This window comes from Streptomyces roseolus (assembly GCF_014649855.1).
Classification (GTDB): domain Bacteria; phylum Actinomycetota; class Actinomycetes; order Streptomycetales; family Streptomycetaceae; genus Streptomyces; species Streptomyces roseolus.
The window spans coordinates 1-16,821 of record NZ_BMTV01000058.1 but is presented as its reverse complement, the minus strand read 5'-3'; the positions used below and the strand labels follow the sequence as shown (position 1 = coordinate 16,821).

The 16,821-nt window shown below is 73.5% G+C and carries 10 protein-coding genes; 9 read left to right on the top strand and 1 reads right to left on the bottom strand.

Annotated features, from left to right (window positions below; genetic code table 11):
• The 6 genes from IE245_RS35975 to IE245_RS35950 form a co-directional block, all read left to right on the top strand.
• The coding region (locus IE245_RS35975; protein WP_189955580.1) for a phosphopantetheine-binding protein at positions 1 to 1,370 on the top strand (1,370 nt) is incomplete at its 5' end.
• Positions 1,371 to 1,455: 85 nt separating this feature from the next.
• Entirely contained in the window at positions 1,456 to 8,079 is a 6,624-nt protein-coding gene (locus tag IE245_RS35970; RefSeq protein WP_189955579.1) for a type I polyketide synthase, read from the top strand.
• Between the two features lie 384 nt (positions 8,080 to 8,463).
• Positions 8,464 to 9,654 (top strand): acyl-CoA dehydrogenase family protein, encoded by a 1,191-nt coding sequence (locus IE245_RS35965; protein ID WP_189955571.1) that lies wholly within the window; start codon positions 8,464 to 8,466, stop codon positions 9,652 to 9,654.
• Positions 9,655 to 9,893: 239 nt separating this feature from the next.
• Complete coding sequence (locus IE245_RS35960; RefSeq protein WP_189955569.1) at positions 9,894 to 11,381, top strand: flavin monoamine oxidase family protein; 1,488 nt, start codon at positions 9,894 to 9,896, stop codon at positions 11,379 to 11,381.
• A 69-nt stretch (positions 11,382 to 11,450) separates the two neighbouring features.
• Complete coding sequence (locus IE245_RS35955) at positions 11,451 to 11,861, top strand: YybH family protein (RefSeq protein ID WP_189955566.1); 411 nt, start codon at positions 11,451 to 11,453, stop codon at positions 11,859 to 11,861.
• Between the two features lie 154 nt (positions 11,862 to 12,015).
• Complete coding sequence (locus tag IE245_RS35950; protein WP_229852054.1) at positions 12,016 to 13,260, top strand: cytochrome P450 family protein; 1,245 nt, start codon at positions 12,016 to 12,018, stop codon at positions 13,258 to 13,260.
• Between the two features lie 94 nt (positions 13,261 to 13,354).
• Here the strand turns inward: IE245_RS35950 and IE245_RS35945 are convergent, their stop codons facing one another.
• Positions 13,355 to 13,852: a flavin reductase family protein gene (locus IE245_RS35945; RefSeq protein WP_189955563.1), complete on the bottom strand. Its 498-nt coding sequence runs from the start codon at positions 13,850 to 13,852 to the stop codon at positions 13,355 to 13,357.
• A gap of 185 nt (positions 13,853 to 14,037) precedes the next feature.
• On the opposite strand from IE245_RS35945, the gene IE245_RS35940 reads away from it, so the two are divergent.
• The 3 genes from IE245_RS35940 to IE245_RS35930 all read left to right on the top strand — a co-directional run.
• A complete protein-coding gene (locus IE245_RS35940; RefSeq protein WP_308436660.1) occupies positions 14,038 to 14,871 on the top strand; it encodes an AfsR/SARP family transcriptional regulator in 834 nt (277 codons plus the stop codon).
• A 182-nt stretch (positions 14,872 to 15,053) separates the two neighbouring features.
• Entirely contained in the window at positions 15,054 to 16,478 is a 1,425-nt protein-coding gene (gnd, locus tag IE245_RS35935) for an NADP-dependent phosphogluconate dehydrogenase (RefSeq protein ID WP_189955557.1), read from the top strand.
• Positions 16,475 to 16,821, top strand: a 347-nt coding sequence (locus tag IE245_RS35930) for a Glu/Leu/Phe/Val dehydrogenase dimerization domain-containing protein (RefSeq protein ID WP_308436659.1), incomplete at its 3' end; no start/stop codon positions are given. The genes gnd and IE245_RS35930, both read left to right, overlap by 4 nt.

Sequence of the window (16,821 nt, the reverse complement as noted above, 5' to 3'; positions counted from 1 at the left end):
TCGGCGCGGCCGTCACCGTCGCCGGTTCCGACGACACCCTCTTCACCAGCCGCATCAACCGCCACACCCACCCCTGGGTGGAGCGCCACGCGGTCGGGGACGCGGTCGTCCTCTCCGCCGGCTCGTTCGTCGAGCTGCTGATCCGCGCCGGTGACGAGGTGGGCGCGGACACCCTCCACGGGCTCGCCCTGCACGCGCCCCTGGTGCTGCCCGCCTCCGGCGACGTACAGCTCCAGGTCCGCGTGGGCGGGCCGGACGAGGCCGGACTGCGGCCGTTCGCCGTGCACGCCAGGGCCGACCGGCCCGGCGCGGAGTGGACCCTGCACGCCGACGGCACGCTGGGCGACGCCGGACCGGGCCCGGAGACCGGGGTCCCCGGTGCCGGGGCGTCCGCCCCCGAGGTGGCGCTCGCGGACGAACTCGCCGACACCGCCGCGCGGTTCGGCGTGCACCCGGAACTGATCGACGGGGCGCTGCTCCGGCATCCGTTCCCGCAGCCGGCGGAGGCGGACGGGGTGCTCGTGCCCGTCGCGTGGAGCGGCGTCCGGCTGCACGCCACCGGTGCCACCGTCGTACGCGCCCACCTCACCGCGACCGGAGCGGGGGCCGACGCGCTCACGGCCGCGCTCCTGCTGGCCGACGCCGCCGGCCGGCCGGTGCTCACCGCCGGCTCCGTCACCTTCCAGGAGGTCCCGTACGAGGCCTTCGCCGTGCCCGGGCGGGAAGGCGACCGCGAGGAGGGGGCGCCGCGGGAGACCGCCAAGGCCTCCCGTCGTACCGCCGCGTCCCAGGCCGCGCCCGCCGAGTCGCTCGCCGAGCGGCTCGCCGGCCTGGACGACGAGGCGCGGTCCCGCACCGTGCTCGCCCTGGTGCGGAGCAAGGTCGCGGAGGTCCTCGGCCACTCCGACCCGGACGCCGTCGAGCAGACGCGGGCCTTCCAGGAGCTGGGCTTCGACTCGCTGACCGCCGTCGACCTGCGCAACCGGCTCAGCGCCGCGGCCGGGACGAAGCTGCCGGCCACGCTGGTCTTCGACCACCCGACTCCCGCCGCGCTCGCCGCCGGGCTGCTGGAGCTCGTGACGTCGGGCGCGTCCGGCAGCGGTGCGGTGCTCGACGAACTCGACCGCGTGGAGGCCGGATTCGGGGCGATCGCCGACGACGAGGAGGCCCGCGCGGCGGTCTCGGCGCGGCTCATGGAGCTCCTGGAGACCCTCGGAGGCGCCCCCGTCGCGTTCGCCGCTGCCGCCCAGGAGGCGGCCTCGGCCCCGGCCGAGGAGGACACGGACCTGGCCGAGCGGCTCGGATCGGCCTCCGCCGAGGACCTGTTCGCGTTCATCGACAGCGAGCTGGGCGGTGACCCCGTGAACTGACGGTCCCGCTCCACCGACGTCCCCTTCCCTTCGCAGTTCCCCGGGTGCCACGCGGCACCCGGGGCCACCGAGGAGAGATTCACGCATGTCCACCAAGCCCAGCACGCCCCCCACCCCCCAGGCCTCCGGCACCCCCGGCGCGCCGAACGAAGAGAAGCTCGTCGAGTACCTGAAGCGCGTCACCGTCGAACTCCAGCAGGCCCGCCGCCGGGTCGCGGAGCTGGAGGCGGCCGACGACGACCCGATCGTCATCGTCGGCATGGCCTGCCGCTACCCCGGCGGCATCGCCTCCGCCGACGACCTGTGGCAGCTCGTCGCCGAGGGCCGCGACGCCATCACGCCCTGGCCCGTCGACCGCGGCTGGGACGTCGACGGCCTGTACGACCCGGAGCCGGGCAAGCCCGGGAAGTCGTACACGAAGGAGGGCGGCTTCCTCGACGGGGCCACCCGCTTCGACGCCGGCTTCTTCGGGATCTCGCCGCGCGAGGCCCTCGCCATGGACCCGCAGCACCGGGTGCTCCTGGAGACCGCCTGGGAGACGTTCGAGCACGCGGGCATCGACCCGACCACCCTCAAGGGCAGCCGCACGGGCGTGTTCGTGGGCGTCGTGGAGCAGAGCTACCTGGAACTCGACGGCCCCGAGGAGTTCGAGGGCTATCTGATGACCAGCAAGCTCAGCAGCGTCGCCTCCGGTCGCGTCTCCTACTTCCTCGGCCTGGAAGGGCCCGCCGTCTCCCTCGACACGGCCTGCTCGTCGTCGCTGGTCGCCCTGCACCTCGCGGTCAGCGCGGTCCGCAGCGGCGAGTGCACCCTCGCCCTCGCGGGCGGCACCACCGTGAACGGCCACCCGGGCGGCTTCGTCGACTTCTCCCGGCAGAGCGGCCTCGCCGTCGACGGCCGCTGCAAGTCGTTCGCGGCCTCCGCCGACGGCACCGGCTGGTCCGAGGGCGTCGGCCTCATCCTGGTCGAGCGGCTGTCCGACGCCCGGAAGAACGGCCACCAGGTCCTCGCCGTCGTCCGGAGCACCGCCGTCAACCAGGACGGTGCCAGCAACGGCATCACCGCGCCCAACGGGCCCTCCCAGGAGCGGGTCATCCGTCAGGCCCTGACCGGCGCCGGCCTCGGCAGCGGCGACGTCGACATCGTCGAGGCCCACGGCACCGGCACCCGGCTCGGCGACCCCATCGAGGCGCAGGCCCTCCTCAACACCTACGGCCAGAACCGGCCCAAGAGCCGCCCGCTCTACCTCGGCTCGTTCAAGTCGAACATCGGCCACACCGTGGCCGCGGCCGGCGTCGGCGGCATCATCAAGATGGTGCAGGCGCTGCGCCACGGCGTGATGCCGCGGACCCTGCACGTCGACCGCCCCACCCCGATGGTCGACTGGGAGTCGGGGGCCGTGGAGCTCCTCACCGAGGCCCGCCCCTGGCCGGAGCTGAACCGGCCCCGCCGCGCCGGCGTCTCCTCCTTCGGCGTGAGCGGCACCAACGCCCACGTCATCCTGGAGCAGCCCCCGGCCGAGGCGCCCGCCCCGGCCGCCGAGGCCGACGGCGACACCGGCACCGCCACGACGGAGCTGCCCGTCGTCCCGTGGGCGCTGTCCGCGCGCACCCGCGACGCCCTGCGCGGCCAGGCCCGCAGGCTCCTCGACCACCTGGAGAAGAACGACGACGTCCGCGCCCTCGACGTCGCCTACACCCTCGCCGTGCACCGCGCGGCCCTCCCCGAGCGGGCCGTGCTCGTCGGCACCGACCGCGACGGGCTCCTGGACCGGCTGCGGGCCCTCGCCGACGACCAGCCCGCCGCCGGCCTGGTCCGCGGCGCCGCCGGGACGGCGGGACGCACCGCGTTCCTGTTCCCCGGGCAGGGCTCCCAGTGGATCGGCATGGCCGTCGAACTCCTCGACACCGCGCCCGTGTTCGCCCGCTCCGTCGCCGACTGCGGCGCCGCGCTCGCCGAGTTCTGCGACTGGTCCCTGGAGGACGTGCTGCGCGGCGCGGACGGCGCGCCCGACATCGAGCGCGTCGACGTCATCCAGCCCGTCCTGTGGTCCGTGATGGTCTCCCTGGCCGCGCTCTGGCGCCACCACGGCGTGCGACCGGACGTCGTCGTCGGCCACTCCCAGGGCGAGATCGCCGCCGCCACCGTGGCGGGCGTGCTCAGCCTCCGGGACGGCGCCCGCGTCGTCGCCCTGCGCAGCCAGGCCATCGGCCGGGTCCTCGCCGGCCTCGGCGGCATGGTGTCCGTGGCGCTCGGCGCCGACCGGGTGCGGGAGCTCATCGAGCCGTGGGAGGGCCGCATCCAGCTGGCCGCCGTCAACGGGCCCGCGAGCGTCGTCGTCGCCGGCGAGACCGAGGCCCTCGACGCGTTCCTGGAGCAGGCGAAGGCCGCTGGCGAACGGGTCCGCCGCATCGACGTCGACTACGCCTCCCACTCCGCGTACGTCGAACTCCTGGAGGAGGAGCTGGCCGGGCTGCTCGCGCCGGTCACCCCGCGCCCCGCGGAGATACCGTTCCTGTCCACGGTCACCGGCACCTGGGCCGAGGGCACCGAGATGGACGGCGGCTACTGGTACCGCAACCTGCGCCAGACCGTCCAGCTCGACACCGCCGTCCGCCGCCTCCTCGGCGAGGACTGGACCACCTTCGTCGAGTGCAGCCCCCATCCCGTCCTCGCCGCCGGCATCCAGGGCACCATCGACGACACCGGCCGCGACGCCGTCTTCATCGGCTCCCTGCGCCGCGACGAGGGCGGCCTGGACCGCTTCTGGACCTCCCTCGGCGAGGCCCAGGTCCGCGGCGCCGGGCCCGACTGGGCGAAGGTCTTCGACGGCACCGGCGCCCGGCGCGTCCAGCTGCCGACGTACGCCTTCCAGCAGGACCGCTACTGGTACGAGGCGGGCAGCGGCAGCCTCGACGCGCAGGGCCTCGGGCTCGGCGCGACCGGGCACCCGCTGCTCGGCGCCGCCGTCACCGTCGCCGGTTCCGACGAGACCCTGTTCACCAGCCGCCTCTCGCTGCGCACCCACCCCTGGCTCGCCACCCGCACCCTGCACGGCGCGCCCGTCCTCGACGTCGCCGCGCTCGCCGAACTGGCGGCCAGGGCCGGCGACGAGTTCGGCGCCACCACCGTCGACGAGCTCACCCTCGACAACCCGGTCGTCCTGCCGGACGGCGAAGGCGTCCACGTGCAGGTCGCGGTCGGCGCGCCCGACGCGGACGGACGCCGCTCCGTCACCGTGCACGCCCGCCCCGAGCGCGGCGACCTGCCGTGGACCCCGCTCGGCCGGGGCCTGCTGAGCGTCCGCGCCGCCGGGGCGCCGTTCGACCTGGCGGCCTGGCCGCCGGAGGGCGCCGTACCGCACGCCGAGCGCGGCCCGGAGACCGGATCGGAGCCCGCGCCGGACGCGGCACCCGAGGCCGAGCCCGTGACCGTGTGGCGCACCGAGGACGGCTCGCTCCACGCCGAACTGCGCCTGCCCGAGCGGGAGGTCTCCGGCGCCGCCACCCACCTCCTCCACCCGGTGCTGCTCGCGTCCGCGCTCGGCGTCGCCGACCCGACGTGGGAGCAGGACGGGTCGGGATCCGCGTGGACGGCCGACCGGCTCACCGGCTTCCGGGTGCACGCCACCGGCGCCGCCGCCGTCCGGGCCCGCCTCACCCCGCTGTCCGGGGGCGCGTACGGGCTGCGGCTCGCCGACCGCAGCGGGCAGCCCGTCGCCTCCGCCGAGTCCGTGCGGTTCCGCGCCGTCCCCGCCGAGGAGATCGGCCGCGGCCGCGCCCGCGCCGCCGACGCCCTCTTCCGGATCGGCTGGAGCCCGCTCGCCCCGCCCACCGGCCCGGCCGACCCGGCCGCCCCGGCCTGGGGCGTCCTCGCCGACGGCACCGGCCGCGACGCGCAGGAGCAGCGACCGTACGGCGCCGGGTCCGCCGGCCGGCCGTTCACCGGCCCCGCCGACGTCGCCGCCGCCCTGGACTCCGGGACCCGCCTGGACGCGGTCCTGCTGCCCTGGACCAGCCCCGAGGCCGCGTCCCCGGCCGAGTCCGCGCACCTCGCCGCCCACCGCGCCCTGGAGCTCGCCCAGCGCTGGCTCGCCGACGAGCGGCTGGCCGGCACCCCGCTGGTCGTCGCCACCCGCGGCGCCCTCGCCACCGGAGCCGTCCCGGCCGCCGGCGGCGACGCCGTGCCCGACCTCGCCGCCGGCGCCGTGTGGGGCCTGCTGCGCTCCGCCCAGTCCGAGGCGCCCGGCCGGATCGTCCTCGTCGACACCGACGAGGACGAGGTGTCCCAGGAGCTCCTCGACGTCCTCGTGCGGTCCGGGGAGGCGCAGGCCGCCGTCCGCGCCGGCACGGTGCTGCTGCCGCGCCTGACCCGCGCCGAGGACTCCGGCCCGGCCACCGGCGCATGGCGTGCCGACGGCACCGTCCTGATCACCGGTGGCACCGGCACCCTCGGTGCGCTCTTCGCCCGCCACCTCGCCCGTGTCCACGGGGTCCGGCACCTGCTGCTCACCAGCCGCCGCGGCGCCGACGCCGCGGGCGCCGAGGAGCTCGCCGCCGAACTGCGGGAGCTCGGCGCGGAGGTGACGATCGCGGCGTGCGACGCCGCCGACCGGGACGCGCTCGCCGCCGTCCTCGCCGCCGTCCCCGCCGACCGGCCGCTGACCGGGGTGGTGCACCTCGCCGGCGTCCTCGACGACGGACTCCTCGCCGACCAGACGCCCGAGCGGGTCGACCGGGTGCTGCGGCCGAAGGCCGACGCGGCCTGGAACCTGCACGACCTGACCCGCGACCTGGACCTGTCGGCGTTCGTGCTGTTCTCCTCGCTCGCCGGCGTCATCGGCGGCGCGGGCCAGTCCAACTACGCCGCCGCCAACGCGTTCCTCGACTCCCTCGCCCAGCACCGGGCCGCCCGCGGCCTGCCGGCGACCTCCGTCGCCTGGGGCCTGTGGGCGCAGGCCAGCGGCATGACCGGGGACCTCGACGAGGCGGACCTCCAGCGCATCGCGCGGGCCGGCTTCCGCCCCGTCACCTCCGAGCAGGGCCCGGCGATCCTCGACACGGCGCTCGGCCTCGGCAGCCCCGCCCTGGTCGCCACCCCGCTGGACGTCCCCGCCCTGCGGGAGAAGGCCGCCCAGGCGCCGCTGCTCCTCACCGCCCTGGCCAAGGCGCCCGGCCGGCCCACGGCCCGCAACAGCGCCGTCGCCGCCGGAGACCCCGCGGAGGTCCTCGCGGGCCTCCCCGAGGAGCGGCGCCTCGGCTACCTCACCGACCTGCTCCGCGCCGAGATCGGGGCCGTCATCGGGCACGCCGACCCCAGCACCATCCCGCTGGACCTGCCGTTCCCCGGCCTCGGCTTCGACTCGCTGACGTCCGTGGAGCTCCGCAACCGCATCAGCACCGTCACCGGCCGCCGGCTGCCCGCCTCCCTGGTCTTCGACCACCCCACCCCGGCGGCGCTCGCCGCGCACCTGTGCGCGCTGCTCCTCGACGGGGCCGGGACGGCGACGCCGGAGGAGACGGACTTCGCCGTCGACGCGGAGCTGCCGGACGACATCGTCCCCGCCGCCGAGGTCGTGCGGTCCGCCGACGACCCGTCGGAGGTGCTGCTCACCGGCGGCACCGGCTTCCTCGGCGCCTTCCTCCTGCGCGACCTGCTGCGCACCACCCGGGCCACCGTGCACGTCCTGGTCCGCGGCGCGGACGAGGACGACGCCCGCGCCCGGCTCCGCGCCAACCTGGAGTGGTACCGGCTGTGGCCGGAGATCGACCAGGAGCGGGTGCGGGTCCACGTCGGCGACCTGGGCCGGCCCCGGCTCGGCCTCGACGAGGAGGAGTACGAGCACCTCGCCCGTACCGTCGACGCCGTCTACCACCCGGGCGCGTCGGTGAACTGGATCCACCCCTACGCCCGGCTGCGGGAGGCCAACGTCGGCGGCACCGTGGAGCTGATGCGGCTCGCCGCCAGGCACCGCTCCGTGCCCCTGCACTACGTCTCCACCACGGGCGTGTTCTCCGGCGCCGCCGGCGACGGCCGGGCCCTGCGGCCCACCGACCCGGTCGGCACGCCCGAGTCGATGCCCACGGGTTACGTGCAGACCAAGTGGGTGTGCGAGCAGCTGGCCAAGCGGGCCGTGGAACGCGGACTGCCCGTCACCGTCCACCGCGTCGACGTCATCTCCGGCGACCAGGTCCACGGCGCCTGCCAGACCAAGGACTTCGTCTGGCTCAGCCTCAAGGGGCTGCTCCAGGCGGCCGCCGTCCCCGAGGGCCTGGCCGGACCGCTGCACCTGATGCCGGTGGACTACGTCAGCGCGGCCATCGTCGCCATCTCCACCCGGGAGGAGAACACCGGGCGCACCTTCCACCTCTACAACCCGGCGGAGTTCAGCTTCGCCGAGGCCGCCGAGCTGCTGCGCGCCGCCGGTCACCGCCTCGACGAGTACGACCGGGACGCCTGGCTGGAGAAGGTGACGGCCGACCGCGACAACGCGATGGTGCCGCTCCTCGACGCCTTCGAGATGGTGATGACCGACAGCGAGGGCTTCTACCCGCCGATGGACGTCACGGACACCGTCGAGGCCCTGGAGGGCACCGGCGTGGAGTGCCCGCCCGTCACCGCCGAACTCTTCGCCCGGTACGTCGAGTTCTTCGTCTCCACCGGCTACTTCCCGCGGCCGGAGAACGACCGGGTCCTGGAAGCGGTCTGACCCCGTCCCGTCCCCTGACGCCGGCCCGGCCGGCGAGAACACCCGGCGCGCCCGGCCTCCCGTCCTCCGCGACGGGAGGCCGGGCGCGCGGCTCATCGCGCGGGCATCCGCCGGTCTCCGCACGGGTCACCCCGGCGATTACCGCGCGGTGACTCGCGGCATGAACGGCTTGAAACTGCCCTCCCGTAGCGTTCTGGCATCGGCGCGGTTCCCCTGCGGCGCACTTTCGCGCAACGCAATCCGACCTCGCAGACCGCCGGCATTCGTGCCGAACTTCCGTCGAATTCCTCAGGAATTCCGGATCCCGTACGCCAGAACGCTGCCTGTGGTCACCGCCGCTGTCGGGCCGGTGAGAAAACAGACGGCTTGGGGAGGAGAAAAAGAATGACCAGGATCGACAGCGCGGGCGACATCGAGGTCGACCGCATTCTCGACGAGGTCGGGAAGGCCGTGCCCCTGTTGCGGGAGAACGGCGTGGAGGCCGAGAAGCGACGCTGGATCCCGCAGGAGAACATCGACGTCCTGGACAAGGCCGGCGTGTTCCGCATGGGCGTCCCCGCGCGCTTCGGCGGCCTCGACAGCTCCCTGGAGGAGCAGGCCCGGGTCCTGTCCGCGATCGCGAGCGGCTGCCCCTCCACCGGCTGGGTCGCCATGGTCTGGGTGTCCAGCGGCTGGCTCGTCACCCTCTTCCCGGACAGCGTCCAGGAGGAGGTGTTCGCCGGCGGCTCCGTCAAGGTGTCCGGCGGCTTCACCCCGAGCGGCACGCTGAAGCCGACCGAGGGCGGCTACGTCCTCGACGGCGCCTGGCGCTTCAACTCCGGTGTCCGCGGCGCCGACTGGAACATCGCCGCCGCCATCCTGGAGAACGCCGACGGCACCCACGAGGAGGTCGTCGCGATCGTCCCGCAGTCCGACTTCACCATCGCCGACGACTGGGACGTCATGTCCGCCGGCGGCACCGGCAGCTGCACCTCCACCGCCACCGGGGTCTTCGTCCCCGAGCACCGGGTGGTCGGCTTCGGCGACGCCATCTTCAACACCACGCCCGGCCGCGACCAGGAGGTCACCCCGGGCCGCAAGTACGGCCTGTTCAGCTACGTGATGGCGGCCGGCGTGTCCGCCTACCTCGGCATCGCCACCGGCGCCCTGGAGCTCTTCAAGGGCCGCGTGAACGGCCGCCCGATCACGTACACGGACTACGAGGACCAGGCCCAGCACCCGCTGACCCAGATCCAGGTCGCCACCGCCGCCAACAAGATCGCCGCGGCGTACGCCCTGCAGTCCGTCTACATCGGCCGCCTCCAGGCGCGCGCCGACGCCGACGAGCAGCCCACCATCGAGGAGAAGGCCGAGCTGCGCGGCCAGGCCGCCTACGCGATGCAGCTCGCCAAGGAGGCCGTCGAGATCCTCTACAACGCGAGCGGCGCCTCCGTCATCGCCCGCTCCGCGCCGCTCCAGCGATTCCACCGTGACATCCAGGGCCTGTCCCTCCACGGCCTGCTGCTGCTCAGCACCAACCTCGAGGTCCACGGGCGCGTCCTGCTCGGCCTCGACCCCGAGACCCCCTTCCTCTAAGGGACAGGGACGCGGCCCGCACCCCCCGGCGGGCCGCGCCCACCGGTACTCCGCCCCTCCCCGCCCGTACTCCCCCTTCAGGGCGGGGACGGAGGCCGGCGCGTCGCACCTCCCGTGCGGCGCCCCGGCCGGACAGCACGACGGAGCGCCCATCAGATGGTCACCCCCACCCCCACGCCCCGCCTTCGTGGAGCTCTCCGCATTTCCACCGACAAAGACGAGATCAAAGGGATCATTTGATGGACGCTCAGCACAGCGACGCACAGCTCGTCCACGGCGAGGACACGGAGGCGGCCGCCGACGGCTGGAACCGCCGGGGCTTCCTCAAGCGGGCCGGCGCCGTCGGCGCCATGGCCGCCGCGGGCATGGCCCTGTCCGGCACCGCGACGGCCGCGGCCAAGCCCACCGGCACGCCGGTCGAGCCCGACCCCGACATCCTCGTGATCGGGGCCGGCTTCGCGGGCCTCGCCGCCGCGCGTCACCTGCGCGGCATGGGCTTCCAGAACGTGGAGATCCTGGAGGCCAGAGGCCGCATAGGCGGCCGGACCTGGACCGACACCCTCCAGGGCCAGCAGATCGAGCTGGGCGCCGGCTGGTTCCACCCGAGCCAGTCCCACATCCAGACCGCGCTGCGCAAGTACGGCATCGGCATCGTCTACGACGACCCGATGGACGCCGTCCTCGCCCAGCAGGTCGACGGCACCTACCGGCAGTACGACGTCGGTACGGCCTTCGAGACGATGGGCAACCTGTACACGAAGTTCTTCCAGGGCACCCAGACGTTCCTGCCGAACGCCATGAACCCGCTGCAGGCCAAGGACCTGATCGCCGCCCAGGACGCCTACACGGTCGCCGACCGGTACGCCCAGATCGGCATGACCGCGGAGGAGAAGGCCTGGATCGGTGGCACCCTGGCCGGCTACGCGGGCCTGCCCGCCGGCGGCGCCAGCTGGACCTCCCTCGCCCAGTGGTGGGGCCTCGGCGGCTACGACGCCAACGGCTGGTTCAACCTGACCAGCCAGAAGCCGGCGACGGGCATGATCGGCCTCGCCCAGGCCATGTTCAACGAGGCGAACCACGGGATCACCTACAACCAGAACGTGGTCCGGATCTCCGACCCGGCCGCCACGGGCTCCTCGGTCTCCGTCACGACGGCCCAGAACATCGTCTACCGGGCCAAGGCCGTCGTCTGCGCCGTGCCGACGAACGTCTGGAACAACATCACCTTCACCTACGGCATTCCGCAGGCCTTCAAGGACGCCGCCACCGAGGGCCTGGGCGTGCCGCACGCCGTCAAGATCTGGATGTACGTGCGCGGCCCGCAGACCCGCACGCTGGTGCAGAGCAAGGAGGGCTCGAAGTTCGAGTCCATGGTCCCCATGCACAAGCTCCCCGACGGCCAGCTGATGATCGCCTTCGGCGGCGCGGGCCTGACCCTGGACAAGGCCAGCCTCAACGCCGAGACGAAGAAGATCCTCGGCTCCGCCTACGAGGTCGTCGACTTCAAGGTCGCCGACTGGGGCCACGACCCGTACGCCCGCGGCGGCTGGTCGCTGCGCCGCCCCAAGCAGCTCCTGCGCCACCTGCCCGCCCTGCAGCAGCCCGTGGGCCGCATCGCCTTCGCCAACGACGGTCTGGCCAGCGGCTGGAACGGCTTCATCGAAGGCGCCATCGAGTCCGGCATCAACGCCGCGATCAAGGCGGCGGAGGCCAGCGGCATGGCGTGACGCCCGTCCGTCAGGCCGACGGCCCCCGCCGACCCCACCCTCCCGTAGAAACAGGAGTACCTCACCGCCATGACGACCACCTCGGACCTGCAGAACCTGGTCCTCACCGACGACGTCGAGCAGCAGAACCAGGCGTTCATCGACGCCTTCAACTCCGGTGACGGCGCCATCTTCGACGCCCTGTACCGGGATGACGCCATCTCGAATCTGACCGGAAAGCCCCTCACGGGCGCCGAGCGCAAGCAGGGCATCATCGACCTGCTGAAGACAGGACCGAAGCTCGACTCGCGCGTGACGAACAACTACGTCGCGGGCGACGTCTCGCTCGTGTTCGTCGAGTTCGAGCTGGAGCTCACCGGTGAGGACGGCGAGCGCACCGTCATCAACGGCACCTGCACCGACGTGATGCGCAAGGTCGGCGAGAACCGCTGGATCATGGCGGTCGACCGTCCGCTCGCCGACGAGCTGCCCACCGCGTAAGACGCACCACCGGTTCCGGGTGCCCCCGCCCGGAACCGCCGAGAGACCCCTACACGGCCCCCGGAGGACACGCGCTTCGACCACCCCTGCGAAGCCGTGTCCGCCCGGGGGCCGTCCCCTTCCCCCATCAGTGCGAGGCCAGAGGATGAGCAGCATGCAGTGCCCCTTTCTCATAGACCCGACAGGCGCGGACGTCCACGCGGAGGGCCGGCTGCTCAGAGCGAGAGGACGCGCCACCCAGACCGAGCTGCCGGGCGGCGTGGTCGTCTGGACCGTCACCGACCACCAGCTCGTCAAGGACCTGCTCACGGATCCGCGGGTGTCCCGCGACACGTACCAGCACTGGCCCGCCTGGGGCAACGGCGAGAGCGAGCTCGCGCAGACCTGGTCGCTCGCCATGTGGGTCGCGGACCGCAACATGATCACGGCCTACGGCGACGACCACAAGCGCCTGCGCAAGCTCGTCGCCAAGGCGTTCACCGCCCGCCGCACCGCCGTCCTGCGCCCGCGGATCGAGGAGCTGACGCACACCCTCCTGGACCGGCTGGCCGCGCTGGCCGAGGACGGCACGGTCGACCTGAGGGCCGAGTTCGCCTACCCGCTGCCGACGTACGTCATCTCCGAGCTCCTCGGCATCCCCGACGACCTGCGCGACCGGCTGCTCCACGTCATCCACAACCTCTTCGACACCAACGTCACGGCCGAGGACGCCCAGCGCAACGAGGCCGAGGTGTACGCCCTGCTCGCCGAGATCGTCGAGGTCAAGCGGGCGAACCCGGACGACGACCTGATCACCGGCCTCATCGGCGCCCGCGACGAGGACGCCGGCGGCCAGGGCCTCACCGAGCGCGAACTCGTCGACACCATCCTGCTGATGTTCACCGCGGGCCACGAGACGACCGTGAACCTCCTCGACCACGCGGTGTACGCCCTGCTGACGCACCCCGAGCAGTTCGCGCTCGTGCGCTCCGGCGAGGCGACCTGGGAGGACGTCGTCGAGGAGACCCTCCGCCTGGAGGCCCCGCTGGTCAACCTGCCCATGCGGTACGCCGTCGAGGACATCGACCTCGGCGACGTCGTCATCCCGAAGGGCGACCCGATCCTCATCTCCTTCGGCGCCGCGGGCCGCGACCCCCGCACCCACGGCGAGACCGCCGACGCGTTCGACCTCACCCGGCCCACCCGGCGCGACCACGTCGCCTTCGGCCACGGCGTCCACCACTGCGTGGGCGCGCCCCTGGCGCGCCTGGAGGCGTCCATCGCGCTCCCCGCGCTCTTCGAGCGCTTCCCCGACCTGGCCCTGGCCCGGCCGGCCGCGTCCATCCCGCCGCTCGGCTCCTTCATCTCCAACGGGCACGGCGAGCTGCCGGTGCTCCTGAAGGGCGGCGCGGCGGCCTGACCCCGCGGGGCCGGCGGAGGACATGCGGAAGGGGGTCGCGGCGTCATCGCCGCGACCCCCTTCTTTCCGTGGTCTCCAGGGGGAACCGGACGCTCTAGGCCCGGCTCCCGTCGGCGAGTCGGCGGAAGTTGCTCCGGTAGTACACCAGGGGGTCGCCGCCGCCGGTCCGCGCGTCCATGACCTCGCCGATGAGGATCAGGTGGTCGCCGGCCGGTATGCGGCGTTCGGTGCGGCACTCCATCCGGACCAGGGCGTCCGGCAGCAGCGGCAGCCCGTCGGGGGACAGGTCCACCCCGAGCCCGGCGAACTTGTCCGCCCCCTTGCGCGCGAAGTGCCCGGCGAGGTCCTCCTGGCCCTCGGCGAGGACGTGCACCACGAAGCCCGACGACTGGTCGAAGGCCTCGTAGCAGTTCGCCCTGTTGTCCAGGCACACCAGGACGAGCGCGGGATCCAGCGAGACCGACGAGAAGGCGCTCGCGGTGAAGCCGTGGTGCGCGCCCGCCGGATCCGACGTGGTCACGACGGTGACTCCACTGGTCCAGTGGGACAGAGCGGCACGGAAAAGGTCTGGGGAGATCGACTTTGTGAGCACATGTCCATGGTCCGGGAACCGCCTCGAAAGCGTGTCCAGTCGATGTCGCGCCCCCTCTTCATGTTAGGTGAAAATCAACACTTGACACTTCCTTGTCGTTTGTTGGCTCCGTGACACGCCATCTGCCTAGGGTGAACTCAGCCACGTCGACGATGTGAGGCCGGTGCCAAAAGCGCCGGGAAGGAGTGTGCGGAGTGCGATTCAACCTCTTAGGCCCTTTCGAGATCATCACGGACGACGGTCGTGTACACCGACCGGGTACGCCGAAGGTCTGTCAGACGCTCGCCCTGCTCCTCACCAGGCCCAATGAGGTCGTGGCGTCCGAAGCTCTCATACGGGAGCTATGGGGTGCCCATCCGCCTCGAAGCGCTCAGACGACACTCCAGACGTACGTGTACCACGCCCGCCGCATGCTGGTGAGCGAGTGTGGGATACCGGCCAACCGCCAGGTCGTGACCACCCGTTCGCGCGGGTACGTCGCCGAGGTCGACGCCGACGAGATCGACCTCCTGGTCTTCGAGGGCCTGATCAACCAGGCCCAGGAGGATCTCGAACGGGGAGCCGTCCAGGGCGCGTCCGCCCGTCTCCGCGAAGCGCTCGCCCTCTGGCGCGGACCGGTGCTGTCGACCGTGCGGACCGGCGAGGTGCTCGCGTCCGCCATCTCGCACGTCGAGGAACTGCGCATCCGCGCCCTGGAGTTGCGCATCGAGACCGAGCACCGCCTCGGCCGCTACCGGGAGACCATCCCCGAGCTGCGCATGCGCGTCCAGGACTACCCGCTCAACGAGTGGTTCCACGGCCAGCTGATCCGCGCCCTGTCCCAGGCGGGCCGCCGCGCCGAGGCGCTCCAGGCCTACCAGAACCTGCGGCGCCTCCTGAACGAGGAGCTGGGCCTCGAACCCTCCCCGGAGGTCCAGATGCTGCAGCGCGAGGTGCTCGGCTCGGCGTCCGTGCGCAAGGAAGTGATCCGCGCGGAGCTCGAGGTCACGCCGCTGCGAAAAGTTTCCCTCGCCGGCTGACCCCGACGGGAATCAACGGGACCCCTCGCAGGTTCCAACGGTGCGGCTGCCCGGCCGACGTCGCGTGCGACGTCCGGCGACACGGAAGTGGGGCAGCCGCACCACGGCGTTTCCACGGCGCCCCGACGCCGCGTCCACCACGTCCTCATGACGCACACCCCCGCAGAAAGGAGAGCTCTGCCATGCCCTCGACCGCCCAGATCGGCGTCATCGGCCTCGCGGCGACCGGGCGCAACCTCGCCCGGAACCTGGCCCGTCGCGGCTACGCGGTCGCCGTGCACAGCCGGACCGCCGACCGGACCCGGGTGCTCGTCGACGAGTTCGGGCACGAGGGCACCTTCCTCCCCGCCCGGACCGCGCGTGAGCTCCTCTCCTCCCTGGAGCGGCCCAGACGGCTCCTGATCACGGTCCGCCCCGGGGAGGCGACCGACTCCGTCATCGCCGCCTTCGCCCCGCTCCTCGAACCCGGCGACCTCCTCGTCGACGGCGGCGACGCGCACTTCGCCGACACCCGCCGCCGCGAGGCCGAACTCGGCGAGCACGGCATCCACTTCGTCGGGGCCGGCATCGCCGGGGGCGAGGAGAAGACGCTGTACGGCCCCAGCATCACGGTCGGCGGCTCCCCGGAGGCGTACGAGGTCGTCGGCCCCGTCCTGGAGACGATCGCCACGCGCACCTCCGACGGCCGCCCCGCGGCGACGCGCGTAGGTCCCGACGGCGCGGGCCACTTCGTGAAGATGGTGCACGACGGCATCGCCCACGCCACCGTGGAGCTGACCGCGGAGGCGTACGACCTGCTCCGCGGGATCGGCGGCTTCTCGGCGGAGCGCGTCGCGGACATCTTCGCGCGGTGGGACGGCGGCCGGCTCGGCGCCCACTTCACGGAGATCACCACCGACCTCCTCGCCCGCACCGCCGCCGGCGCGGACGAGGACCGGCGGCCGGGCGGCCGGCACGAGGACGGGCAGGGGGGTTCCGGGCGCCGCACCGCCCGGAGCGCCCAGGACGCCGACGTCCCCGTCGCGGGCATCGCCGCGGCGGTCTTCGACCAGGCGCTGTCCGGCCTCGCGGCCTGGCACCGGGACGCCCGCCGGCTTCCCGGACCCGAGCCCTTCGGACGGCACCTCGCCGACACCGACGCGTTCGTCCGCGAGGTGGAGCAGGCCCTGTACGCCTCCAAGGTCGTGGTGTGGGCCCAGGGCTGGCACCGGATCGTGGAGGCGAACGGCGCCTACGGCTGGGACATCGACCTCGGGGTCGTCTCCTCCCTCTGGGGGGACGACTCCCTCGTCCCGGCGCCCTTCCTCGACCGGATCGCCGGCGCCCACGGGGCCGGGCACGCCGTGCCCTGCTTCCCGGCCGACGCCGCGTTCACCCGCGAGTTCGCCGCGGCGCAGCGCGGCTGGCGCGGCGTCGTCGCCACCGCGGCCCGCGGCGGCGTCCCCGCGCCCGCGCTCTCCACCGCCCTCTCCTACTACGACACGCTGCGCGCCGAGCGCCTCCCGACCGCCCCCGCCCGGGGACGACGGGACCTGACGGGCCCCCGCACGGGACACCGCACGGCCCAGCACGACGACTTCACCCCGAAAGGCTTACGGATCCCATGACCGCCCTGACCCCTCAGCTGGAATCCCTCTACGACGAGATCCTGCGGCGCAACCCCGGCGAGGCCGAGTTCCACCAGGCCGCCCACGAGGTCCTCGAATCCCTCGGCCCCGTCCTGGCCGCCCGCCCCGAGTACGCCACGGCCAAGCTGGTCGAGCGGCTCGTGGAACCCGAGCGGCAGGTGATGTTCCGGGTCCCCTGGGTGGACGACTCCGGAACCGTGCGGGTGAACCGCGGCTTCCGCGTCGAGTTCAACAGCGCCCTCGGCCCCTACAAGGGCGGGCTGCGCTTCCACCCGTCGGTGAACCTCGGCATCGTCAAGTTCCTCGGCTTCGAGCAGATCTT

What these genes read in the sequence shown, in the direction of transcription:
- IE245_RS35970 (WP_189955579.1), top strand. Translation starts at nt 1,456, where the DNA reads ATGTCCACCAAGCCCAGCACGCCCCCCACCCCCCAGGCCTCCGGCACC.
- IE245_RS35965 (WP_189955571.1), top strand. Translation starts at nt 8,464, where the DNA reads ATGACCAGGATCGACAGCGCGGGCGACATCGAGGTCGACCGCATTCTC.
- IE245_RS35960 (WP_189955569.1), top strand. Translation starts at nt 9,894, where the DNA reads ATGGACGCTCAGCACAGCGACGCACAGCTCGTCCACGGCGAGGACACG.
- IE245_RS35955 (WP_189955566.1), top strand. Translation starts at nt 11,451, where the DNA reads ATGACGACCACCTCGGACCTGCAGAACCTGGTCCTCACCGACGACGTC.
- IE245_RS35950 (WP_229852054.1), top strand. Translation starts at nt 12,016, where the DNA reads ATGCAGTGCCCCTTTCTCATAGACCCGACAGGCGCGGACGTCCACGCG.
- gnd (WP_189955557.1), top strand. Translation starts at nt 15,054, where the DNA reads ATGCCCTCGACCGCCCAGATCGGCGTCATCGGCCTCGCGGCGACCGGG.